Source organism: Kribbella sp. NPDC048915 (assembly GCF_040649595.1).
GTDB lineage: Bacteria > Actinomycetota > Actinomycetes > Propionibacteriales > Kribbellaceae > Kribbella.
On sequence record NZ_JBEZFT010000004.1, the window covers coordinates 96,417 to 117,386 of the forward strand.

Annotated in this window: 22 protein-coding genes and 1 pseudogene; 7 read left to right on the forward strand and 16 right to left on the reverse strand. The window is 68.7% G+C overall.

The annotated features are described in order from the left end of the window. From AB0B82_RS03745 to cobT, 4 genes and pseudogenes are all read right to left on the reverse strand, one after another. Positions 1-168, reverse strand: a pseudogene (locus tag AB0B82_RS03745) (helix-turn-helix domain-containing protein); the annotation flags it as partial. Further along, the gene (locus AB0B82_RS03750; RefSeq protein ID WP_360162110.1) at positions 168-992 is read right to left on the reverse strand and encodes an RNA methyltransferase; all 825 of its coding nucleotides are present in this window, start codon (positions 990-992) and stop codon (positions 168-170) included. The pseudogene AB0B82_RS03745 and the gene AB0B82_RS03750, both read right to left, overlap by 1 nt. Beyond that, complete coding sequence (gene cobA, locus AB0B82_RS03755) at positions 989-2,290, reverse strand: uroporphyrinogen-III C-methyltransferase (RefSeq protein WP_360162112.1); 1,302 nt, start codon at positions 2,288-2,290, stop codon at positions 989-991. Before cobA ends, AB0B82_RS03750 begins: the two co-directional genes overlap by 4 nt. After that, complete coding sequence (gene cobT / locus AB0B82_RS03760; RefSeq protein ID WP_360162114.1) at positions 2,287-3,324, reverse strand: nicotinate-nucleotide--dimethylbenzimidazole phosphoribosyltransferase; 1,038 nt, start codon at positions 3,322-3,324, stop codon at positions 2,287-2,289. The genes cobA and cobT overlap by 4 nt, the downstream gene beginning before the upstream one ends. 130 nt (positions 3,325-3,454) lie before the next feature. Here cobT and AB0B82_RS03765 point away from each other — a divergent pair, with 130 nt between their 5' ends. Beyond that, positions 3,455-3,988, forward strand: coding sequence for a YbhB/YbcL family Raf kinase inhibitor-like protein (locus AB0B82_RS03765; RefSeq protein ID WP_360162116.1), 534 nt, complete (start codon positions 3,455-3,457; stop codon positions 3,986-3,988). A gap of 4 nt (positions 3,989-3,992) precedes the next feature. On the opposite strand, the gene AB0B82_RS03770 is transcribed toward AB0B82_RS03765, so the two are convergent. Beyond that, entirely contained in the window at positions 3,993-4,370 is a 378-nt protein-coding gene (locus AB0B82_RS03770; RefSeq protein ID WP_360162118.1) for a YchJ family metal-binding protein, read from the reverse strand. A gap of 49 nt (positions 4,371-4,419) precedes the next feature. Between AB0B82_RS03770 and AB0B82_RS03775 the strand changes: the two genes are divergently transcribed. Both AB0B82_RS03775 and AB0B82_RS03780 read left to right on the forward strand, forming a co-directional pair. Next, on the forward strand, positions 4,420-4,686 hold the full coding sequence (locus AB0B82_RS03775) for a nucleotidyltransferase domain-containing protein (RefSeq protein ID WP_360162120.1): 267 nt from the start codon (positions 4,420-4,422) through the stop codon (positions 4,684-4,686). After that, positions 4,665-5,273 (forward strand): hypothetical protein, encoded by a 609-nt coding sequence (locus AB0B82_RS03780; RefSeq protein ID WP_360162122.1) that lies wholly within the window; start codon positions 4,665-4,667, stop codon positions 5,271-5,273. The genes AB0B82_RS03775 and AB0B82_RS03780 overlap by 22 nt, the downstream gene beginning before the upstream one ends. Here the strand turns inward: AB0B82_RS03780 and AB0B82_RS03785 are convergent. Further along, on the reverse strand, positions 5,262-6,200 hold the full coding sequence (locus AB0B82_RS03785) for a crosslink repair DNA glycosylase YcaQ family protein (protein WP_360162304.1): 939 nt from the start codon (positions 6,198-6,200) through the stop codon (positions 5,262-5,264). The two genes, AB0B82_RS03780 and AB0B82_RS03785, sit on opposite strands and share 12 nt — an antisense overlap. Before the next feature lie 100 nt (positions 6,201-6,300). Between AB0B82_RS03785 and AB0B82_RS03790 the strand changes: the two genes are divergently transcribed. After that, a complete protein-coding gene (locus AB0B82_RS03790) occupies positions 6,301-6,696 on the forward strand; it encodes a hypothetical protein (protein WP_360162124.1) in 396 nt (131 codons plus the stop codon). 176 nt (positions 6,697-6,872) lie between these two features. On the opposite strand, the gene AB0B82_RS03795 is transcribed toward AB0B82_RS03790, so the two are convergent. The 5 genes from AB0B82_RS03795 to AB0B82_RS03815 form a co-directional block, all read right to left on the reverse strand. After that, positions 6,873-7,757, reverse strand: a complete 885-nt coding sequence (locus AB0B82_RS03795; RefSeq protein WP_360162126.1) for a carbohydrate ABC transporter permease — start codon at positions 7,755-7,757, stop codon at positions 6,873-6,875. After that, positions 7,757-8,716: a sugar ABC transporter permease gene (locus AB0B82_RS03800; RefSeq protein ID WP_360162128.1), complete on the reverse strand. Its 960-nt coding sequence runs from the start codon at positions 8,714-8,716 to the stop codon at positions 7,757-7,759. Before AB0B82_RS03800 ends, AB0B82_RS03795 begins: the two co-directional genes overlap by 1 nt. Then, the gene (locus tag AB0B82_RS03805; protein WP_360162130.1) at positions 8,713-9,996 is read right to left on the reverse strand and encodes a sugar ABC transporter substrate-binding protein; all 1,284 of its coding nucleotides are present in this window, start codon (positions 9,994-9,996) and stop codon (positions 8,713-8,715) included. The genes AB0B82_RS03800 and AB0B82_RS03805 overlap by 4 nt, the downstream gene beginning before the upstream one ends. A 219-nt stretch (positions 9,997-10,215) precedes the next feature. Continuing rightward, positions 10,216-12,351 (reverse strand): 3-hydroxyacyl-CoA dehydrogenase NAD-binding domain-containing protein, encoded by a 2,136-nt coding sequence (locus AB0B82_RS03810; RefSeq protein ID WP_360162306.1) that lies wholly within the window; start codon positions 12,349-12,351, stop codon positions 10,216-10,218. 44 nt (positions 12,352-12,395) lie between these two features. Then, positions 12,396-13,610, reverse strand: a complete 1,215-nt coding sequence (locus tag AB0B82_RS03815) for an acetyl-CoA C-acetyltransferase (RefSeq protein ID WP_360162132.1) — start codon at positions 13,608-13,610, stop codon at positions 12,396-12,398. A gap of 85 nt (positions 13,611-13,695) precedes the next feature. On the opposite strand from AB0B82_RS03815, the gene AB0B82_RS03820 reads away from it, so the two are divergent. Beyond that, positions 13,696-14,454 carry a MerR family transcriptional regulator gene (locus tag AB0B82_RS03820; RefSeq protein WP_360162134.1) on the forward strand — a complete coding sequence of 253 codons (759 nt, stop codon included), beginning with the start codon at positions 13,696-13,698 and terminating at the stop codon, positions 14,452-14,454. Between the two features lie 804 nt (positions 14,455-15,258). On the opposite strand, the gene AB0B82_RS03825 is transcribed toward AB0B82_RS03820, so the two are convergent. From AB0B82_RS03825 to AB0B82_RS03835, 3 genes are read right to left on the reverse strand one after another with little or no spacing between them, the layout of a single operon-like run. Then, on the reverse strand, positions 15,259-15,525 hold the full coding sequence (locus AB0B82_RS03825) for a DUF6510 family protein (protein WP_360162136.1): 267 nt from the start codon (positions 15,523-15,525) through the stop codon (positions 15,259-15,261). Then, positions 15,522-16,277 (reverse strand): ferredoxin reductase, encoded by a 756-nt coding sequence (locus AB0B82_RS03830; protein ID WP_360162138.1) that lies wholly within the window; start codon positions 16,275-16,277, stop codon positions 15,522-15,524. The genes AB0B82_RS03825 and AB0B82_RS03830 overlap by 4 nt, the downstream gene beginning before the upstream one ends. Further along, positions 16,247-16,843 (reverse strand): sulfite oxidase-like oxidoreductase, encoded by a 597-nt coding sequence (locus AB0B82_RS03835; protein ID WP_360162140.1) that lies wholly within the window; start codon positions 16,841-16,843, stop codon positions 16,247-16,249. Before AB0B82_RS03835 ends, AB0B82_RS03830 begins: the two co-directional genes overlap by 31 nt. A 466-nt stretch (positions 16,844-17,309) precedes the next feature. Here AB0B82_RS03835 and AB0B82_RS03840 point away from each other — a divergent pair, with 466 nt between their 5' ends. Both AB0B82_RS03840 and AB0B82_RS03845 read left to right on the forward strand, forming a co-directional pair. Beyond that, positions 17,310-17,945 carry a GAF and ANTAR domain-containing protein gene (locus AB0B82_RS03840; protein WP_360162142.1) on the forward strand — a complete coding sequence of 212 codons (636 nt, stop codon included), beginning with the start codon at positions 17,310-17,312 and terminating at the stop codon, positions 17,943-17,945. After that, positions 17,942-18,655, forward strand: coding sequence for a GAF and ANTAR domain-containing protein (locus AB0B82_RS03845; RefSeq protein ID WP_360162144.1), 714 nt, complete (start codon positions 17,942-17,944; stop codon positions 18,653-18,655). Before AB0B82_RS03840 ends, AB0B82_RS03845 begins: the two co-directional genes overlap by 4 nt. Before the next feature lie 3 nt (positions 18,656-18,658). Here AB0B82_RS03845 and AB0B82_RS03850 read toward each other — a convergent pair whose 3' ends face one another. Both AB0B82_RS03850 and AB0B82_RS03855 read right to left on the reverse strand, forming a co-directional pair. Next, positions 18,659-19,801, reverse strand: coding sequence for an acyl-CoA dehydrogenase family protein (locus tag AB0B82_RS03850; protein ID WP_360162146.1), 1,143 nt, complete (start codon positions 19,799-19,801; stop codon positions 18,659-18,661). Positions 19,802-19,811: 10 nt separating this feature from the next. Next, a complete protein-coding gene (locus tag AB0B82_RS03855; RefSeq protein WP_360162148.1) occupies positions 19,812-20,939 on the reverse strand; it encodes a CaiB/BaiF CoA-transferase family protein in 1,128 nt (375 codons plus the stop codon). Positions 20,940-20,970 lie beyond the last annotated feature (31 nt).

The window sequence follows — 20,970 nt, forward strand, 5'->3', positions numbered from 1 at the left end:
GCGGGTGTAGTAGTCCGCGCTGACGCCCGCCAGGACGGCGACCTCCTCGCGGCGCAGACCCGCGACGCGACGGTCGTGACCGGCCGGCAGGCCCACCGTCGCGGGATTCACCCGCGCCCGCTCGGCCCGCAGGAACGCGCCGAGCTCGTCTGCCGCTCGTATGCGCATCAGCGTACGCCGGACTCTCGGGGACGTGTCGCGTAGAAGGCGACCGCGGCCGACGACGCCACGTTGAGCGAATCGACGCCGCCCGCCATCGGGATCCGGACCGTGAGATCGGCCTGCCGCAGCACCTGCGGAGTGAGGCCGTGCCCCTCGGTACCGAAGATCAGCGCGAGCTTCTCGTCCCTGCGATCGGCCAACTCGTCGAGCGTGATCGAGTCGTCGGCCAGCGCCATCGCGGCCGCGACGTACCCGTGGTCCTGCAGGCGCCGCAGGTCACCCGGCCAGCTCTGCAGCCGCGTCCACGGGACCTGGAAGACCGTGCCCATCGAGACCTTTATCGAGCGCCGGTAGAACGGATCCGCGCACGTCGGTGTCACCAGCACCAGGTCCACACCGAGCGCGGCCGCGGCTCGGAAGCCAGCTCCGACATTGGTGTGATCAACGATGTCGTCGAAGATCGCGATCCGCCGTACACCGTCCTGCAACAGGTCGTCCAGTGGGACCGTCGCCTGCCGTTTGTACGACGCCAGCGCGCCGCGGTGCACGTGGAACCCGGTGACCTGCTCGGCCAGCTCCTCCGACACGACGTACACCGGCTTGTCCGGCCACTGCTGGAGGACGTCCTGCAGTGAGTCGAGCCAGCGCGGCGCCAGCAGGAACGAACGCGGCTCGTAGCCGGCGTCCGCCGCGCGCCGGATCACCTTGTCGCCCTCGGCGATGAACAGGCCGTGTTCTTCTTCGAGGAGGCGGCGCAGGTTCACCTCGCGCAGCTTCACGTAGTCCGCCAGCCGGTCGTCGGCGGCGTCCTCGATCGGTACCAGCGTCACTGTTCCTGTTCCTGCGACTGGTCCTGCGACTGTTCCTGCGACTGTTCCTGCGACTGGTCCTGCGACTGGTCCTGCGACTGGTCCTGGGCCTTGGCCGCCTGAGTTGCGACGTCCACCACCGCTCCGATGACGACGATCGCCGGCGCGCCGACCCCCGCGTCCGCCATCGCCGCCGCGATGCCGGCCAGGTCAGAGGTCACCATCCGCTGCCCGGGAAGGGTGCCATCGGCAATCGCCGCCGCGGGCGTGTCCGCCGGACGCCCGGCCTTGATCAACCGCTCGGTGATCGCGGGCAGGTTCTCGACGGCCATCAGCAGCACCAGCGTCCCGCGCAACTGCGCCAGAGCGTCCCAGTTCACCAACGAGTCCGGATGCGACGGCGGGATGTGACCCGACACCACCGTGAACTCGTGGGTCACACCGCGATGCGTGACCGGAATCCCGGACACCGCCGGCACCGAGATCGCACTCGTGATCCCCGGCACCACCGTCCACGGCACCCCGGCCGCGGCGCACGCCAGTGCCTCCTCGAAACCACGGCCGAAGACGTACGAGTCACCGCCCTTGAGCCGGACGACGACCTTCCCCTGCTGCCCGCGGTCGACCAGGATCCGGTTGATCTCCTCCTGCTGCGCGGCCCGCCCCCGCGGCAGCTTGGCCGCGTCGAACAGCTCGACGTCCGGGTGCAGCTCGTCCAGCAACTGCTGTGGCGCCAGCCGGTCCGCGACCACCACGTCCGCCTCGGCCAGCAGCCGCCGTCCGCGCACAGTGATCAGGTCCGGGTCGCCCGGTCCTCCGCCGACCAGGTACACCCCCGGCCGCCGGTCCACGTCCCGCGCAGCGAGCTCACCGGTCCGCAGTCCTTCGAGGATCGCGTCCCGTACGGCGGCCGAGCGCCGGTGATCGCCGCCGCCGAGGACGCCGACCGTCACGCTGTCGTGCTGCCCGGACGCGGGCGTCCACGCGGTCGCCCGCGAGCGGTCGTCGGACCGCACACAAAAGATCCGCCGTTCCTCCGCCTCGGCCGACACCCGGTCGTTGACCGCGGCATCATCCGTCGCGACCACGACGTACCAGGCCCCGTCCAGGTCGCCCTCGGCGTACCCGCGCTCGATCCAGGTCAGCGACGGGTTGCCGAGCAGTCCTTCGATCGTGGGGGTGACCGACGGTGAGATCAGGTCGATCACCGCACCCGACTCGATCAACCGGGGCAGGCGGCGCTGGGCGACACTGCCGCCGCCGACGACGACAACGCGCCGTCCTTCGAGCACGAGTCCGGACAGGTACTGGTTCGTCACGAGGTGATCCCCGCGTCCTCGAACGTGGCCATCTCGGCCAGCGCGCGCACCGCGCAGGTCACGATCGGGTACGCGAGCACGGCGCCGGTCCCCTCGCCGAGCCGCAGGTCGAGGTCGACGAGCGGCGACAGCCCGAGCTGTTTCAGCGCGACCGCATGACCGGGCTCCGCGGACCGGTGGCCGGCGATGCAGTAGTCGATCACGGCCGGGTGGAACGCCTGCGCCACCAGCGCGGCCGCCCCCGCGATCACGCCGTCCAGGATCAGCGGAGTGCGGTTGGCCGAGGCACCGAGGATGTACCCGGCCAGTGCGGCGTGCTCGAGACCGCCGTACGCCTGCAGCGCCTTGAGCGGCTCGGTCGGCGGTACGGCGTGCAGCGCGAGCGCATCCCGTACGACGGCGGTCTTGTGGGCGAGCGCGGCGTCGTCGATGCCGGTGCCGCGCCCGGTGACCGCATCGGCCGTGGCGCCGGTGAACGTGGCGATCAGGGCTGCGGACGCGGTGGTGTTCGCGATCCCCATGTCACCGGTCAGCAGGCAGCGGTACCCGTCGCGGACGAGCTGATCGGCCAGGTCGAACCCGACCCCGATCGCCGCCCGGGCCTCGTCCTCGGTCAGCGCGTCGGTCTGCGCGAGGTCGCGCGTACCTGGGCGGACCTTCGCATGGGTGATGTCCAGCTGGTCGACTTCCGTGGCGACGCCGACGTCGACCACGCGGACGTCGACTCCGTTGTTCTTCGCGAAGGCGTTCACCGCGGCGCCGCCGGCGGCGAAGTTCGCGAGCATCGCGGCCGTCACTTCCTGCGGCCACGGGGACACGTTCTGTGCGTGGACGCCGTGGTCGGCGGCGAACACCGTCACCACGGCCGGCGCCGGTACTGCCGCCGTACCGCCGGTGATGCCCGCGACCTTCACGCTGAGGTCCTCGAGGGTGCCGAGGGAGCCCGCGGGCTTGGTCAGCCGCGCGTGCCGCTCCGCGGCCGCCCGCATCGCCGCCTGATCAGCGGGAGCGATCCGCGCCAGGTACTCGTCCACCAGGTCCTCCGTCCGTCCGCTGCCGTGCGTCCTGATCTTCGCACCTCCGACCGGGTGCCCCGCGCCGGACGGGCAGGATGTGGACAGTAATGTCGGGATCACCACACATCGTGAGAGCTGGAGGGTATTGATGTCGCTCGATCGTCCTGTCGCCCCGGACCCGTACAAGCTGCTCCCCGAGGTCGGTTCGTTCACCGTGACGAGTACGGACGTCGCCGACGGTCAGCTGCTGTCCGACAACCACGCGTTCGCCGGCGGCAACAAGTCACCGCAGCTCAGCTGGTCCGGGTTCCCCGCGGAAACCAAGGCGTTCGTGGTGACCTGCTTCGACCCCGACGCGCCGGTCCCGTCCGGGTTCTGGCACTGGGTCCTGGTCAACCTCCCCGCGACCGTCACCGAGCTGCCGACCGGCGCCGGGACGACGGAGCGCCTCGACAACGGCGCCTTCCACGTCCGCAACGACTTCGGCACCAAGAACTACGGCGGTGCCGCCCCGCCGGCCGGCGACCAGGTCCACCGCTACTACTTCGTCGTCCACGCGATCGACGTCGAGGCGCTGGACGTCGACGAGGACGCCACCCCCGCGGTGGTCAGCTTCAACCTGGCCTTCCACACCCTCGCCCGAGCCATCATCACCCCGACCTACCAGATCGCCGCCGAGTAGCTGGTCAGAGCGGCGCGACGTACACCCACTGGCCGGCCTCGCGGGTGAAGGTGCTGTTCTCGTGCTGTACGCCGGGGCGGCCGTCGCGCAGGTAGTGGGCGCGGAACTCGACGGTGCCTTCGGTGTGGAACGGGCTGCCGCCGGTCGTGTTCACGATCTCCAGGCCGGTCCACTTCTGCGCCGCGTCGAAGGTGATGGTCGCGGGCCGGGTGGCCAGGGCCCAGGTCTTCCGCAGGTACGCCGCGTCGTGCATCACGAACGCGGCGTACCGGGACCGCATCAGCTCCTCTGCCGTACTCGCCACCGCCTCGCCGCGATGCAACCGCCCACAACAGGCGCCGTACGGAAGGTTGTTGCCGCAGGGGCAAGTAGGAACAGCCATATCCCGATTGTTCCCGATCCCTGAACCACCCACATGATGTGCTGCTCGAATGGTGACCGAGGCGGCACGCTGGCGACGGGACGTGGCACGGCCGGCGATGCGCTGGTACGCCGACCTCGACGGCGTCGACGCGGTGATGCTGGGCGGCTCGACGGCCCGCGGCGACGCCGATCGGTGGTCGGACGTGGAGATCGGCGTCTTCTGGTCGCGGCCGCCGAGACCCGACGAGCGTCGCGCGGCGCCGGGCGAGGTCCGGCTGATCGCCGCCGACGGCCGCCGCCTTGGGACGACCACGTGTACGTGCCGAGCGGGCTGATGCTCGAGGTGACGCACACGCTGTCGGACTCGGTCGAGACGGCCTTGGACAACCTGCTCGCGGGCCGGCCCGACGGCGCGACCCTGCAGCTCGCGCAGGGGTTCGTCGACGGTGTCGACGTCATCGGTCCGCGGCGTGAGCTCGTCAGACGATGGCAGGAGCGCGTCGCGACGTACCCGCGGGAGCTGAAGGTCGCCGTCGTGCGGTACGCCGGCGCGATCGAGAAGTACTGGCGTCTGCAGATGCTGATCGAGCGCGACAATCCGCTGCTGATCTCGCGTGAACTCGTCCGCATGGTCGATCAGGTGCTGACCGTCCTGCACGCGCTCAACGGGCGGTACAGCGGGCACGTTCTCGCGTTCAAAAGGCTCGACAGCATGGAGCACGACCTCCCGCTGGCACCAGCGTCGCTCGCTGCCCGGGTGCGCGCGATCTTCACCTCGCCGCCTGCAGTCGGTGCCGCGGCGCTGCGCGACCTGGTCGAGGAAACCTTCGACCTCGTCGAACTCCACCTGCCCGAAGTCGACATCGATCGACTGCGAACCACCTTCCGCAGCGAGCGGGTACCTGTCGAGTCAGCGGATTGAGAGTCGCGGGTCGACGACCGGCATGCTCGCCACCTCCGCTTCGAGTTCGTCGTACTGCTCGCGGCTGAGCCTCTCCGCCAGGATCACGTCCACGCGACCGCCCTTGCGGCCCCACGCGCCGACGATGTGGCCGTCGACGAGGACACCATTCGGGTGGAAAGTGTCGGCGACCGGAGTCAGTGCCCGCAGACCCGGTGCGATGAATCGCCCCTCACGATCCCGCCCGAAAAGCCGCAGATCCGACGCCACCAGCAACCGAACGCCGCGCGGCTGTGGCGCCTCCAACACCAGATCCTCGACGTCGCGAAGCACCCACGCCGGGACGCCGTCGAAGTCGACCTCAGCGAACTCGTGGGCCAACCGATCCCACACGATGCGCGCATCAGGCGGCCGCAGACCCGCCCACCACCCGAACACCTTCGGCGATGTGGGCCCGAAGCAACGAACATGCCGCCGGCACAATTCCGCCCGCGCCTCGTCCACGTCGATCGCCGGTCGCGGCACCTCCCGCGCCCAGAGCGACGTCGTATCCCAGCGCACCGCGACCCGCCCACTCACGCACGCCTCCCGCAACCCGGGGATGCCGGCCCCACGCCGCTCCTCCCCGCCCAGGATTTCGCAGACGCGATCCGCGAGGATGTCGATCCGCTCCGCATCGAACGGCGAGCGCCCGAGCGTGAACACCCCGAAGTCCCGCACCGGCAACACATACACCGCCGCCCGCGGGCTGTACGTCTGGATCAACTCCGGATGCTCCCAGTCCCCCGGCGTGCATCCCTCCATCCGCGCATGCATCCCGAGCAGCGCATCCCGCGGCGCCGTGTCCTGCAACCCGACGTACGCCGCCACCGCCTGCGACCCGGCCGGCAGCCGCTCGATCAGGTGATTGACCCACAACCGATAGCCAACGGCCTGCTCCCGCGTCATAATCCGCACAACCCGAACGCTAACCACAAACCCCGCCACCCAATGACCTATTTGCCGGGAGCACCATGCCGAGACGGCCTGGCTCGCGTAGGCTGCCCGCATGAGCGTCCGACGCCTTCGCGCCGTCGATCTCGTCGACGTCTTCGTCTACACGGTCGTGCTCTGCGCCTTCGTGCAACTGGTCCCCAAGGTGATCAGCGAGTCGTTCTTGATGTCCCTCGGCACAGCGGTCCTGATGAAACTCGTCCTTGAGGGAGTCGTCAAGGTGAAGTCGATCCTCGTCGGCCGGATCAAGGCGGCGACGAGGCTGCGCGGGCGCGTCGGCGCGTCGCTTGGGCTCGTGGCCGCGTCCGCGGGCAGCAAGGCGCTGATCCTGTGGCTCACAGACGTCGTGTTCGGCGACGCGGTGATGCTCGGCGGCTTCTTTGCGGTGACGACGCTCGTCGTCTCCCTGATGCTCGCGCGCGCAGGCGTCCGCGCCCTGCTCACCCCGTGAGCGAAGCCCCGCCGACCGCACCCCCGCCGCCGACGTCACGCCCGCCGTCGAGTCGTGAAAATCGGTTGGCTGAGACAACCACTTTCCACGACTCGACGAGGGGGCCGGAACCATTCGCCACGACTCGGCGACTTGTCGGGTGACGGGGGCCACCCGCTACTTGGCGGGTCTCCGGTTCAGTCCTTGATGCCGGATTGGGTGACGCCTTGGATGAGGTAGCGCTGGAGGAAGGCGAAGATCAGCACCAGCGGCAGGATCGACACCGCGACCGCCATGAACAGCTCATGGATGTTGATGGTCTGCGCCGTGATGAACGTCGACATCGCGACCTGGATGGTCCACGACGACGAGTCCTGGCCGATCACCAGCGGCCAGAGGAACGAGTTCCAGTTGCCGATGAACGTGATCGCCGCGATCGCCGCGAAGAACGGCAGCGAGTTCGGTACGACGATCCGCCAGAACACCCCGAAGTACCCCGCACCGTCCACCCGGGCCGCCTCCTCGAGCTCGCGGGGGAACCCGAGGAAGTACTGCCGGAACAGGAACGCCGCAAACCCACTGAACAGCGTGGGAATGATCAGGCCGCGCAGCGACGAGACCCACCCGAGTGACGACACCACGATGAACGACGGGATGAACGTCACCGCGCCCGGGATCATCAAGGTCGCCACGATCGCGTAGAAGACCTTGTCCGCGTGCTTGTACGGGATCCGCGCCAGCCCGTACCCGGCCATCGACGCCAGCAGCAACTGCCCGCCCGTGCCCAGGATCGCCACCACAGCCGAGTTGTACATCGAGCGCGCCATCGGCACCGTGGTGTCGTTGAACAGCTCGCTGATGTTCCCCCACTGCAGCGTCGACGGGAACAACGTCCAGTCCGGCGCGGTGATGTCCTGCTCGGTGGACAGGGCGTTGCGCAGGATCAGGTAGAACGGGATCAGGAACAGCACCACCGCGACGAGCAGCGCGATCCAGCGCAGCACCATCCCGACGACACCCATCGGGCTGCGGCTGAAGCCGATCGGCTGCGGCGTTCCCGTCGTACGTTCGGAGACCGCCATCAGTCGCCTGCCTTTCCGAAGCCGAAGATCCGGTTCTGCAGCAGCGTCACCAGCATGATGATGACCGCGAGGATCAGCGCGCCGGCCGAGCCGTGACCGAGGTCCTGGATCGAGCCGAGCGAGATGCCGTACAGGTAGACCAGCGGCGGCCGCGCGTAGTTCACGTTGCCGATCAGGTTGTAGAACTCGTCGAACGCCTGGTACGCCGCGATCAGGTTGAGGATCAGTACGGCGACCGACGTCGCGCGCAACTGCGGCAGCGTGATGTACCGGAACACCTGCCAGCCCGGTTTCGCACCGTCGACGTACGCCGCCTCGTACAACGTCGGCGAAATCCGCTGCAGACCGGCGATGAACAGGATCATGTAGAACCCGAGCTGCAGCCACAACCGGACCGTGATCAGCGGGATCCAGTACCACGGCGGGTCGACCGTCGACAGCCACGCGATGTTCTCGATACCGAACCAGCCGAGCACCGTGTTCGCGAGGCCGAACCGGACACCGTTGAAGATCGACAGCTTCCAGATCAGCGAGGCGACGACGTACGAGCACGCGGTCGGCAGGAAGAACACCGACCGGAAGAACGCCCGCGCGATCTTCACCTGGTTGACCAGCAACGCCAGCGCCAGCGAGAGCGCGAACGTCAGCGGCACGATGAACACCGCGAAGATCGTGAACGTGCCCAAGCTGGACAGGAAGTTTCGGTCGGTCAGCATGTCGACGTAGTTCTGCAGGCCGACGAACTTCGAGGGCGTGACGGTGTTGTACGCCTCGAAGAAGCTGAGGACCAGGCTCCAGATGATCGGCAGGTACGAGAAGACCAGCAACCCGATCACGAACGGGCCGACGAACACCCAGAACCACAGCGTGGTCCCGGCGATGCCCTTGTGCCGTCGCTTGACCTTGCGCTGCTCACCAGCGGCAGCGGGGGCGACGGACTCCTTGGTGGGTGCGCTCATCCGAACAACCGCGAGAGCTCGTCGTTGACGGTCTTCTCGGCTTTCGCGATCTCGGCCGCCGGGTCAGCTCCCTTCTTGATCACGTTGGTGAGCAGGTCACCGAAGGCGGTCCCCATCTTCGGGGTCCAGGCCGGGTTGTCGGTGTGGCCGTAGTCCTGGTTGAGCTTCACGGTGTCGGCCGCGACGCCGCTCTGCAGCTTGGACGCCTTGGCGGCCAGGCTCTTGCGCGGCGGGATGTGGAAGCCGTAGTTGAGCGACCAGTCCTCCTGGTACTCCTCATTGTCGATCCACAGCCACTTGACGAACTTCTTCGCGGCGTCGACGTTCGCGCTTTTCGCGGACACGAACTGGGTCCAGCCGCCGGAGTACACGGCCGGCTGCCCTTCGGCATCGAGCTTCGGGAACGGGATCACACCGAGGTCGTCGCCGAGCGCCTTCTGCATACCCGGGACCGCCCACATGCCGATCCACTGCATCGCGACCAGACCCTGGTTGATGGCCGTCGGGTCCCACCAGTCGGTCGGCGCGCCGAGCAGCACGCTCTTGCTGGCGTACAGCTCGTGCAGCTTGCCGAACGCCTTCGCGGCACGTTCGCCGGTGAAGCCGGGCTTGTTGTCGTCCGTCAGGTAGCTGCCGCCCGACGACCACAGCGCCGGACCGCCCATCGCGTTGCCGCCGTCGTTGCCGACGAAGATGCCCTTCACCTTGTTCGTGGTGAGTTCCTTGGCCGCGGCGATCAGGTCGTCGACGGTCTCCGGCGGTTTGATGCCGGCCTTGTCGAGCAGCGACTTGCGGTAGTAGATCACCTGCGGGTCGATGATCATCCGGACGCCGTAGATCTTGCCGTCGAGCGTGTTGGTGGCCAGGTCGCCGGGCAGGAAGTCGTCCTTCACGTCGGCCAGGATGTCGTCGAGCGGCACCACCTGGTTGCTCTTCACCATGCCGATGTTGAACTGGCTCTCGAAGACGTCCGGACCCTTGCTGGACAGCAGGCCGGACGACAGCTTCGCGCCGTAGTCACCCGGCGTCCACTGCACCGCGACGTTCGCGTCGGGGTAGGCCTTGGCGTACTTGAGCGCGGCCTGCTGCGTCCCGGTCTCGCCGTACTGGTGGTACCACTGCGCGAGGTTGACTTTCTCGCCGCCGCCTCCGCCGGAGTCGGCCGGGCGGCCGGTGTTGCCACCACAGGCCGCGGTGAAAGCGGCGAGGGCGGCCAGACCGCCGGTCCGCTTGAGCAGATCCCGCCGGGTCAGACCGGCGTTCGGAACATGAGCAGGCATGAATTCCACCTTCCCGGGAGCGACGTCGCAGGGGTACGACGCCAGCGGTTCCGAGTTACTTAACTGAGTTAAGCATCTCTGATTATGGCACAACCTACTACAGGTCAATCGTTGTAGAAGTGCCAGCACAATGGCGCAAAAGCGCGCCCGGCGCAAGACCGGACGCGCTGTTATTTGTTCGAATGTGTGGAATTTGCTTGAGTTGGTATCGGGCCGTGATCAGCCGAAGATCTCCCCCGCCGCGGCCCTGCGAACCAGCGACGCCGGCGGCTCGAAGCGGGCGCCGTACGACGCGGCGAGTTGATGCGCCCGCTCGACGAAGGCTGGCAGCCCGTACGCGTTCACGTACTGCAACGCCCCACCGTGCAGCGGGGGGAAGCCGATGCCGAAGATCGACCCGATATTGGCGTCCGACACCGACCGCAGCACGCCTTCGTCCAGGCACTTCACGGTCTCGAGCGCCATCGCGAACAGCATCCGCTCCTGCAGATCGACGAGCGGTACGTCGGCACGCTGCGTGAAGTGCTCGCGCAGCCCCGGCCAGAGCCGCTTCGGCCCGTCGGTCGGGTAGTCGTAGAACCCGGCACCGGCCGCCTTGCCCTTCCGGTCGAACTCCTCGACGAGACGGTCCGTGACCGCCATCCCGGGGTGGTCGTCGAACGCGCCCGCGCTGTCGCCGGCGGCCCGGGCCGCGTCGCGGATCTTCCGCGGCAGCGTGAGGGTGACCTCGTCGAGCATTGCCAGCGGCGGCGCCGGGAACCCGGCCAGCGTCGCGGCCCGCTCGATCGTCACCGGGTCGACGCCCTCGGCGACCATCGCGGCGCCCTCCATCACCAGCGTGCCGAACACCCGCGAGGTGAAGAACCCGCGGCTGTCGTTGACCACGATCGGCGTCTTCCGCATCTGCCGTACGACGTCGTACGCGCGGGCGATCGCGCGGTCCGAGGTGTTCGCGCCGACGATCAGCTCGACCAGCTGCATCCGGTCGACCGGTGAGAAGAAGTGCATGCCGATGAAGTCGTCCGGGCGGTCGACACCGTCGGCGAGCGTGGTGATCGGCAGCGTCGACGTGTTCGAGCAGAGCAGCGCGTCCGGCTCGACCACGCCGGCGATCTCGGCGAACACCTTCTGCTTCAGCCCGGGGTCCTCGAAGACGGCCTCGATCACCAGGTCGCATCCGGCCAGGTCGTTCGGATCGGCGGTCGGCGTGATCCGGCTCAGGAACGTCTCCACGTCCGCGGCCGTGGTTCGGCCTTTCGCGACCTGTTTCGCGAGCAATTTTTCGGAATATTCTTTTCCGCGCGCAGCAGCGTCCAAAGAAACATCTTTGAGCACTACGTCGATTCCGGCTTTTGCGCACACGTACGCGATCCCGGCGCCCATCATTCCGGCGCCGAGCACGCCGACCTTGCGGGTGGCGTACTTCGGTACGTCGGCCGGCCGCGACCCGCCGGCATTGATCCCCTGCAGGTCGAAGAAGAACGCCTGGATCATGTTCTTGGCGATCTGCCCGGTCGCGAGCGACACGAAGTACCGCGACTCGATCCGGGAGGCGGTCTCGAAGTCGACCTGGCTGCCCTCGACCGCGGCGCTCATGATCGCGCGCGGCGCCGGATACGGCGCACCCTTGAGCTGCTTGCGCAGGTTCGCCGGGAACGCCGGCAGGAAGGCGGCCAGCTTCGGCGAGGACGGCGTACCGCCGGGGAGTTTGTAGCCGTCGCGGTCCCACGGCTGCTTGGCGTCACCGTCGTACGACGTGATCCACCGGCGCGCCGCCTCGAGCAGGTCACCGGCCGGAACCACCTCGTCCACGATGCCGACCGACAACGCGTGCGCCGGTTTCATCCGCTGCCCCTGCAGCAGCACCTTCATCAGTGCGTCCTGCAGACCGAGCATCCGCACCGTGCGGGTCACTCCCCCGCCGCCGGGCAGCAGGCCGAGCGTGACCTCGGGTACGCCGAGCTCGATCCGCGGGTCGTCGGCAACGATCCGGTGATGGCAGGCCAGCGCGATCTCCAGGCCACCGCCGAGCGCGGAGCCGTTGATCGCGGCAACCACCGGCACCCCCAACGTCTCAAGTGTCCGGAGCTGTTTCTTCACCCGCTCGATCGTCGCGAACGCCTCAGCGGCGTCCGACGGCTGGATCCGCGACAGCATCCGCAGATCGCCGCCGGCGAAGAACGTCGACTTCGCCGACGTCACGATCACGCCCTTCAGCAGCGCCTTCTCGGCCACCAGGCGCTCGACGGTGCGGCCCATCGATTCGATGTACGCGTCGTTCATCGTGTTCGCCGACGCCGACGGGTCGTCCAGCGTCAGCGTGACGACACCCGCGTCGTTCTTCCAGCCGATCATGTCGGTTGCCTCGGTCCTGTCGGTTGCCTCGGTCAGGTCGCTCATCAGGCCAGCCTCTCGATGATCGTCGCGACACCCATTCCGCCGCCCACGCACAGGGTCGCGAGGCCGTAGCGGAGCTCACGCCGCTCCAGCTCGTCCAGCAGCGTGCCGATCAGCATCGCGCCGGTCGCGCCGAGCGGGTGACCGAGAGCGATCGCGCCGCCGTTCACGTTCACCTTCTCGTGCGGTACGCCGAGGTCCTTCATGAAGTGCAGCACCGCCGCGGCGAACGCCTCGTTCATCTCGAACAGGTCGATGTCGTTCACCTCGAGCCCGGCCTTCGCGAGCGCCTTGCGGGCAGCCGGCGCCGGACCGGTGAGCATGATGGTCGGATCGGCACCGCTGACGGCCGTCGCGACCACCCGGCCGCGCGGCGCCTGACCCAGCGCCTCCCCGGCCTTCTCGTTGCCAACAGCAACCAGGGCGGCGCCGTCGACGATGCCGGAGGAGTTGCCCGCGTGGTGCACGTGCTCGATCCGTTCGACGGTCAGGTACTTCTCCAGCGCGACCGCGTCGAACCCGCCGTGCTCCCCGATCGCGGCGAACGACAACGGCAGCCCGGCCAGCGTCTCCACCGACGTCCCGGGCCGAACCAGTTCGTCGTGGTCCAGGATCAGCAGGCCGTTGCGATCCACCACGGGTACGACGGAGCGCCCGAAGTACCCGTTCGCCCAGGCCTTCGCGGCGCGAGCGTGCGACTCGGCGGCGTACGCGTCGACGTCGGTCCGGGAGAAGCCGTCAAGGGTTGCGATCAGGTCGGCGCTGATGCCTTGCGGAATGAAGCCGGTCGCGAGCGCGGTCTCCGGGTCCATCGCCCACGCCCCACCGTCCGAGCCCATCGGCACGCGCGACATCGACTCGACGCCACCGGCCAGAATGAAGTCCTCCCAACCGGACCGCACCCGCTGCGCTGCCTGGTTGACAGCTTCCAGACCCGACGCGCAGAAGCGGTTCAGCTGGACGCCGCCGGTCGTCTCGGGATAGCCGGCCATCAGTACGGCGGTGCGCGCGATGTCCATACCCTGGTCGCCGATCGGCGTGACGACGCCCAGCACGACGTCGTCGATCGCGGCCGGGTCCAGGTCAGGGTGCCGGCGGCGCAGTTCGGTGAGCAGCCCGGTGATCAACTGGATCGGCTTCACCTCGTGCAGCGCGCCGGTGGGCTTGCCCTTGCCGCGCGGCGTGCGCAGCGCGTCGTACAGAAAGGCGTCGGTCATGGGGCCTCCCGGAGAACCGTCATACCGCCGATTGTGACAGTAGTGCTGTCACGGTGGTCAAGGGCGACTCGTTATGATCTCGGCCATGTCCGAGCTCGCGGGGGACGACGCGACGCTGACAGTGGACGAACTGTCGGCGCGGGTCGGGATGACGGTGCGCACGCTGCGCTTCTATGCCGGTCGGGGCCTCATCCCGCCGCCGATCCGGCGCGGCCGGGTCGGGTATTACGGTCCGGAGCACATTGCCCGGCTGGACCTGGTGCGCGAACTGCAGGCGCACGGGTTCACGCTGCAGGCGATCGAGGGGTACCTCGAGCGGATCCCGTCGGACGCAACCCCGCAGGACATCGCCCTGCACCGGACCCTGCTGACACCGTGGATGCGCGATCTGCCCGAGACACTGGACCGGGCGGCGCTGGTCCGCCGAACTGGACGGGACCTGAGCGACGACGACATCGAGATGCTGGTCGCGCTCGGCGTGGTCGAGCCGACGCCCGACGAGGACGTGTTCCGGGTCGCGACCGCCCATCTCAGCCTCGGCGTCGAACTGCTCGACCTGGACCTCCCGGTCGAAGCCGTGCTGGACGCCGGCCGGATCTTCACCGAGCACGGCCGAGCAATCGCCGAGGAACTCACCGAGGTGTTCCGGACCAAGGTCTGGCCGCACTACCGCGAGTCCGGCGGCCCACCCGAGCACATCCAGGAACTGGTCGAACGATTCAAGCCGGTCACGATTCAAGGGCTGGTACTCGCCTACGAGCGCGCCGTCGGCGAGACACAGCGAGACACGATCCGCCGCCAAGGCAACCGCAACAGCCGCCCCCGCCCGATCCGCAAGAAGTAGAACGGCTCACCGGCCAACCAGTCCACTTCACCGGCCGACCACACCCGCCCTGTCGTCGGCGTAGAGCTCCCGGGCCGTCGGCCGCGCTCCCCCAACGTCACCGGATGTCCCCATCTTCGTCGACGCACCGCGTCCCGCCGCGGACGCGCGGCATCCGCCAGAGAACCTCGCGTGTGCCAGCAGTCGGGGGTGCGTCCGCGCGGCGGGGGCCTTGAACAGGTAATAACGGGTCCAACCGCACCAGTTCCTGTTCAAGCCCCTCGGGAGGTGTTTGGGGTGAGAGGCCGGCCCGTGCCACAAGACCGGCGTGTGCCAGACGGCGGGTGTGTGCCAGAAGGCGGGTGTGTGCCAGAAGGCGGGTGTGTGCCAGAAGGCGGGGGCTTGCCCGCGCGGCGGGGGCCTTGAACAGGTAATAACGGGTCCAACCGCACCGGTTCCTGTTCAATCCCCCGGGAGGTGTCCAGGGTGGCAGGCGAACGTGCGACAGACGGCGGGTGTGCCAGAAGGCGGGTGTGTGCCAGAAAGTGGGGGCTTGTCCGCGCGGCGGGGGCCTTGAACAGGTAATAACGGGTGCAAGCGCACAGGTTCCTGTTCAAGCCCCCGGGAGGTGTTTGGGGTGAGAGGCCGGCGCGTGCCACAAGACCGGCGTGTGCCAGAAGGCGGGCATGTGCCACAAGGCGGGGGCTTGTCCGCGCGGCGGGGGCCTTGAACAGGTAATAACGGGTCCAACCGCACCAGTTCCTGTTCAAGCCATCGACGCGGAGCTGGGGCGTCGAGGATCCGCGCAGCAGTCGGAGGGTTCGGTCAGGCCTTCGGGATGCGGAGGTACGTGAGGCCGCGGAGGTCCAGGTAGGTGTCGTCGGGGGTGGTCACGACCCGGAGCAGGACCGACTCGCAGCCGTTGCAGCGGGCAACCATTCCGGGCGCGTCGACATACAGGCGAGCCTCGGCGAACACCGCGGTCTGGCCGCAGCCGTCGCAGCGGCCGACGGCCGAGGTGAGGTCGACGGCGAACACTTCGCTGAGGGCGCCGGCGGCCGCGTTGCCGTCGAGGTAGTTGGCTTGGGTCATCCGAACCGCTCCGTTCTCACGTCGGCCGGGTCGTGCCCGGCCGCGACCAGCAGATTGGCCACCGTCTCCACGAACGGTGTCGGGCCGCAGACGTAGGTCGTCGCGCCGTCCCCGGGTTTGAACGCGTACTGCTCGATCAGCTCGGCGTCGATCCGCCCGACCCGCGGCTCACCGGGCGGCGCCTCGCGGGTGTACACCAGCCGGACGTCGACGTCGTCGGACGCGGCCAGCTGCTTCAGGTCCTGCACGTAGATCACCGTCTCCGGACGCCGCACCGAGTACAGCAACCGCATCGGGGTCCCGGAGCCGGCCGCCGCCTGCAGCATCGCCCGCAGCGGCACGACGCCCGATCCCCCGCCGATCAGCTGCACCGGCCCTTCCTGGCCGGGCTTCCACACGAACCAGCCGCCGACCGGCCCGCGGATCTCCAGCGGGTCGCCGGCCTTCAGCACGTCGACGAGGTACGGCGACACCTCACCGTCGACGACCCGCTCCACGGTGAGCTCGATCGTCGACCCCGACGAGCCTGTCGACCCCGTCGGCCCTGTCCAGGCCGAGGCGATCGAGTACGACCGGGACGCGCGGTACCCGTCCGGGGCGGTCAGCCGGACGTCGAGATGCTGCCCCGCGAGGTGCCCCGGCCAGTCCGGGACGTCGAGCACGAGGGTGCGGGCGCTCTCGGTCTCCCGCCGTACCTCGGTGACCGTGGCGACCTGCCACCTCAGTCGCCGGCGTATCGCTGTTCTTTCCATGGGTCTCCGTACTCGTGATAGCCGGCGGTCTCCCAGAAACCGAGGTCCTCGGTGTCGGACAGCACCAGACCGCGCACCCACTTGGCGCTCTTCCAGAAGTACAGGTGTGGGACGAGCAGCCGCGCCGGACCCCCGTGCTCGGGGTCGAGCGGTTCGCCGTCGTACTCGTACGCGATCCAGGACCGGCCGTCGAGCAGGTCCTCGAGCGGCACGTTCGTGGTGTAGCCGCCGTAGCTGTGCGCCATCGCGTAGTCGGCGCCGGTCTCGACGTCGGCCAGCAGCGTGTCGAGGGACACGCCCTTCCAGGACGTCTGCAGTTTGGACCACCGGGTCACACAGTGGATGTCCTTGGTGATCTCCTCGGCCGGCAGCGCCATCAGCGCAGCCCAGTCCCACTTGTACTTCTCACCGGTCTCCGTGGTGACCGTGAACTCCCAGTGATCGGTCAGGATGTGCGGCGTCGGCCCGGCCGACAGCACCGGGAAGTCCCGCGTCAGGTACTGCCCCGGCGGCAGGTCCGCACCGCCGCCACGACGGCCTGAGAATCCTGGCGACACGATGTTCATGCCGACCCCTCCCTCGGCGGGCCGGATCTCCCACCGCTCCGCACCGGACTGACCATCGCATCGTACGGCGCCGGCCCGCTGTGTGGTCGAGCAGTGTGGTCGAGCATTGTGGTCGAGCTGGGTGATCGAGCTGGGTGATCGAGCTGAGTGGTCGAGCTGGGTGATTGAGCGGTCGGCGATTGGGTACCGGAGGCGCGGCCGCTGCGTACGACGAACGTAGGACGGGCCGGCCGAACCCTCCCTTGACACCTGTGCCCATGAGCAATCCGATGGTCGCCCGGCCGCTAGAGTGGTGTACTCACTCGGCGGCGGTACGAACCTGGACGGAATGCGTGGATCTGGATCGCAGTGCACGGGTGTGGGGGTCGATCAAGGCCTCCGCACACGCTGCCGGTTCGCATCCGACGCTGCTGGACGCGGTGCGGGCCTGTGCGCGCGTACTGTCGGCCGCGGGGTCACCTTCGCCATGGCGCGCGACAACTCCTGGGAGCCGCTGATCGCGAGCAGCCCGGAAGCCACCGAACTGGAGGACGCGCAGTTCGCGCTCGGTGAAGGGCCGAGCGGGGACGCGCTCCGGGACGGCATCCCGGTCCTGGAATCCGATCTCGCCGGCCTCGCGGCCGGGCGCCGCTGGCCCGCGTTCGCCGCGGCCGCCACGGACCGTGACATCGGCGGCGCCTTCGCCTTCCCGATCGGGATCGGCGCGGCCCGCATCGGCGTTCTCACCGTGTACCGCCGCGAGCGCGAACCGCTGTCGGCGGACCAGCTGCAGGACGCATTGGTGTACACCGACGCCGTCCTCGTGCTCGCGCTCGACGAACGCGTCGGCGCGGACAGCAGCCCCGAGGAGCTCGTCGAGGCGGCGTTCAGCGCCCGGCGCGCCGAAGTACACCAGGCTACCGGCGCGGTCGCCGCGCAGCTCGGCACCAGCGTCACCGATGCACTCGCCCGGCTGCGGGCACATGCCTACAGCAGTGGCCTGTCTCTGCAGGAGGTGGCCGCCGCGGTGATGGCGCGCCGGCTCCTGTTCGAGTCCGACCATGCTGTCCCCGGAACGAAGGACACTGACACCCAGCATGCGGATCCGCAGGAGGACTCATGAGTGCATCTGACCGACGAGTCCGTGAGGTGTTCATCGAGTTGTCGGACACTCTGGTCGACGACTTCGACATCATCGAGTTCCTGGATCGGCTCGCGACGCGCTGCAACGAACTGCTCGACGTGTCGGCCTGCGGCATCCTGCTCGTCGACCACCTGGGCGCACTCAACCTCGTCGCGGCCTCCAGCGCCCAGGCCCGGATGGTCGAGCTCGGCCAGCTGCAGAACCTCGAAGGCCCCTGTCTCGACGCGTTCACCACCGGCCGGCCCGTGCAGTACGCCGACCTGCGGGCCGAGAGTGCGCCCTGGCCGCGGTTCACGGCAGCCGCACTGGAGGCCGGCTATCTGGCGGTCCATGCGATCCCGATGCGGCTGCGCGACAGCACGCTCGGCGCCGTCAACCTGTTCAGCAGCCGGTCCGGTCCACTGGACGAGGACACTGTCCTGCTCGCACAGGCGCTGGCCGACGCGGCGACGATCGGCATCGTCCACCAGCGGACGCTGGAGCGGCACGAGACCGTCACCGAGCAGCTGCAGACGGCGCTGAACAGCCGGATCCTGATCGAGCAGGCCAAGGGCTATCTCAGCCACAGCCTGTCGCTCGACGTGGACATGGCGTTCGACATCCTGCGGAAGTACGCGCGCGCCAACAACCGCCGGCTGACCGACGTCGCCACCGAGGTCGTCGAGGGCCGCCTCACGCTGACGCCCTGACGGTCAGACACCCATCGTGCGACCGATGATTTCTTTCATGATTTCGGTGGTGCCGCCGTAGATGGTCTGGACCCGCGTGTCCAGGTAGGCCCTGGCGATCGGGTACTCGGCCATGAACCCGTAACCGCCGTGCAATTGCAGGCAACGGTCGACGACCTTCTTCTGCAGCTCGGTGGTCCACCACTTCGCCATCGCGGCCTCGGCCACGGTCAAAGTGCCCGCGTTCAGCTCCTCCATGCAGCGGTCCACGAACACCCGGGCGATCTGCGTCTCGGTGGCGATCTCGGCCAGCACGAACCGGCTGTTCTGGAACGAGCCGATCGGTCGGCCGAACGCCGTCCGGTCCTTCACATAGCGCAGCGTCTCGTCGAGCATGCTCTCGCACGCGGCCGCGGCGGCCACCGCGATCGCCAGCCGCTCCTGGGGCAGTTTCTCCATCAGGTACCGGAAACCCTGCCCTTCCTCACCGAGCAGATTGCGCACCGGGACCTCGACGTTGTCGAAGAACAACTCGGCGGTGTCCTGGGCCTTCAGCCCGATCTTCTCCAGGTTCCGTCCGCGCTCGAAACCAGGCATCCCGCGCTCGACCACGAGCAGCGAGATCCCTTGCGCGCCGGCGTCCGGATCGGTCTTGGCGGCCACGATCACCAGGTCGGCGAGGATGCCGTTGGAGATGAACGTCTTCTGCCCGTTCAGTACGTAGTGGTCGCCGTTGCGCAGCGCGGTCGTCCGCATCCCCTGCAGGTCACTGCCCGCACCGGGCTCGGTCATCGCGATCGCGGTGATCGTCTCCCCCGAACAGAACCCCGGCAGCCAGCGGGCCTTCTGTTCCGGCGTCGCGCAGTCGAGCAGGTACGCCGAGTTGATGTCGGTCTGGATGGCGAAGCCGACCCCGCTGGCCCGGACCCTGGTCAGCTCCTCGCTGAGCACCGCGTTGAACCGGAAGTCCCGCGCGCCCCCACCGCCGTACTCGGTCGGCATCATGAAGCCGAGCAGGCCCGCGCTGCCCGCCGCGGTCCAGAGCTCGCGCGGCACGATGCCGTCCTCCTCCCAGCGGTCGTGGTGCGGCACGATCTCCTTCTCGCAGAACGACCGGACGGTCTCGCGGAAGGCGGCGTGATCGGCCTCGAAGAGTCTGCGATGCACGTGGGTCCTTTCAATCCTTGGCCTGCACGGCGGCCCCCGAGGCCAGCAGGCTGTCGATATCGGTGATGCCCCAGTCGGTCAGCGCCTCCCGGGTGTGCTCCCCCGGCCGTGCGGGCGGCCGGCCCAGGCTGGTGGATGTCCGGTCGAAGCGTGGCGCGGGTGCCGCCTGCCGGACGCCGTGATGCTCCACGAACGTGCCCCGGGCCATCAGGTGCGGATGGTCGTTCGCGAGCGGCAGCACCGGCGCGACACAGGCGTCGGAGCCGTCGAAGGCCGCTGCCCACTGCGCCTGGGTCCGCTGCCGGAAGGTCTCCGCGAACAGCTTGCGGAGTGCAGGCCAGTTCGCCAGGTCGTTGCGGTCCGGCGCGTCGACGCCGAGCTTCTCCACGAGTTCCTCGTAGAACTGCGGTTCGAGCGCACCGACCGCGACGTGCTTGCCGTCGGCGGTCTCGTACACGTCGTAGAACGGCGCGCCGGTGTCGAGCAGATTCGTCCCCCGCTCCTGCCGCCACGTGCCGGCCGCGAGGGCGCCGAGCAGCATCGTGGTCAGGTGCGCGGCGCCGTCCACGATTGCGGCGTCCACCACCTGGCCGCGGCGGCTGCGCTGCGCCTCGTTCAGCGCCGCGAGGACACCGATCACGAGGTACAGCGAACCGCTCGCGAAATCACCGAGCAGGTTGGCCGGGACCTGCGGCGGCCCGCCGGCCCGGCCGATCAGATGCAGCGCACCGGACACGGCGAGGTAGTCGATGTCGTGGCCGGCGGTCTGCGCGAGCGGGCCGTCCTGTCCCCATCCCGTCATCCGCCCATAGACCAGCCGCGGGTTGATCGCATGACAATCCGTCGGCCCCAGCCCGAGCCGCTCGGCGACACCGGGCCGGAACCCTTCGACCAGTACGTCGGCCTGCGCAACCAACCGACGTACGACGTCGACCGCGGCCGGCTGTTTGAGGTCCAGGGCCGCACTCCGACGGCCACGGGCGACCAGGTCCAGCTCCGGCGGTCCCATCGACAACGCACCGCCCGGCCGGTCGATCCGGAGCACCTCGGCACCGAGCTCGGCGAGCAGCATGCACGCGAACGGCGCCGGACCGAGCCCGGCCAGCTCGACCACTTTCACGCCCTCGAGTGGACCCATCGACCTATTGTGACAGTTCTACTGTCACAAT

Excerpts from the sequence above, each read along its gene's own strand:
- AB0B82_RS03810 (WP_360162306.1), bottom strand. The coding sequence starts at position 12,351 with ATGATCGGCTGGAAGAACGACGCGGGTGTCGTCACGCTGACGCTGGAC.
- AB0B82_RS03840 (WP_360162142.1), top strand. The coding sequence starts at position 17,310 with ATGGCGCGCGACAACTCCTGGGAGCCGCTGATCGCGAGCAGCCCGGAA.
- AB0B82_RS03845 (WP_360162144.1), top strand. The coding sequence starts at position 17,942 with ATGAGTGCATCTGACCGACGAGTCCGTGAGGTGTTCATCGAGTTGTCG.
- AB0B82_RS03785 (WP_360162304.1), bottom strand. The coding sequence starts at position 6,200 with ATGACGCGGGAGCAGGCCGTTGGCTATCGGTTGTGGGTCAATCACCTG.
- AB0B82_RS03775 (WP_360162120.1), top strand. The coding sequence starts at position 4,420 with ATGGTGACCGAGGCGGCACGCTGGCGACGGGACGTGGCACGGCCGGCG.
- AB0B82_RS03770 (WP_360162118.1), bottom strand. The coding sequence starts at position 4,370 with ATGGCTGTTCCTACTTGCCCCTGCGGCAACAACCTTCCGTACGGCGCC.
- AB0B82_RS03815 (WP_360162132.1), bottom strand. The coding sequence starts at position 13,610 with ATGACCGACGCCTTTCTGTACGACGCGCTGCGCACGCCGCGCGGCAAG.
- AB0B82_RS03795 (WP_360162126.1), bottom strand. The coding sequence starts at position 7,757 with ATGGCGGTCTCCGAACGTACGACGGGAACGCCGCAGCCGATCGGCTTC.
- AB0B82_RS03825 (WP_360162136.1), bottom strand. The coding sequence starts at position 15,525 with ATGACCCAAGCCAACTACCTCGACGGCAACGCGGCCGCCGGCGCCCTC.
- AB0B82_RS03800 (WP_360162128.1), bottom strand. The coding sequence starts at position 8,716 with ATGAGCGCACCCACCAAGGAGTCCGTCGCCCCCGCTGCCGCTGGTGAG.
- AB0B82_RS03765 (WP_360162116.1), top strand. The coding sequence starts at position 3,455 with ATGTCGCTCGATCGTCCTGTCGCCCCGGACCCGTACAAGCTGCTCCCC.
- AB0B82_RS03830 (WP_360162138.1), bottom strand. The coding sequence starts at position 16,277 with ATGGAAAGAACAGCGATACGCCGGCGACTGAGGTGGCAGGTCGCCACG.
- AB0B82_RS03790 (WP_360162124.1), top strand. The coding sequence starts at position 6,301 with ATGAGCGTCCGACGCCTTCGCGCCGTCGATCTCGTCGACGTCTTCGTC.
- AB0B82_RS03820 (WP_360162134.1), top strand. The coding sequence starts at position 13,696 with ATGTCCGAGCTCGCGGGGGACGACGCGACGCTGACAGTGGACGAACTG.
- AB0B82_RS03835 (WP_360162140.1), bottom strand. The coding sequence starts at position 16,843 with ATGAACATCGTGTCGCCAGGATTCTCAGGCCGTCGTGGCGGCGGTGCG.
- AB0B82_RS03805 (WP_360162130.1), bottom strand. The coding sequence starts at position 9,996 with ATGCCTGCTCATGTTCCGAACGCCGGTCTGACCCGGCGGGATCTGCTC.
- AB0B82_RS03855 (WP_360162148.1), bottom strand. The coding sequence starts at position 20,939 with ATGGGTCCACTCGAGGGCGTGAAAGTGGTCGAGCTGGCCGGGCTCGGT.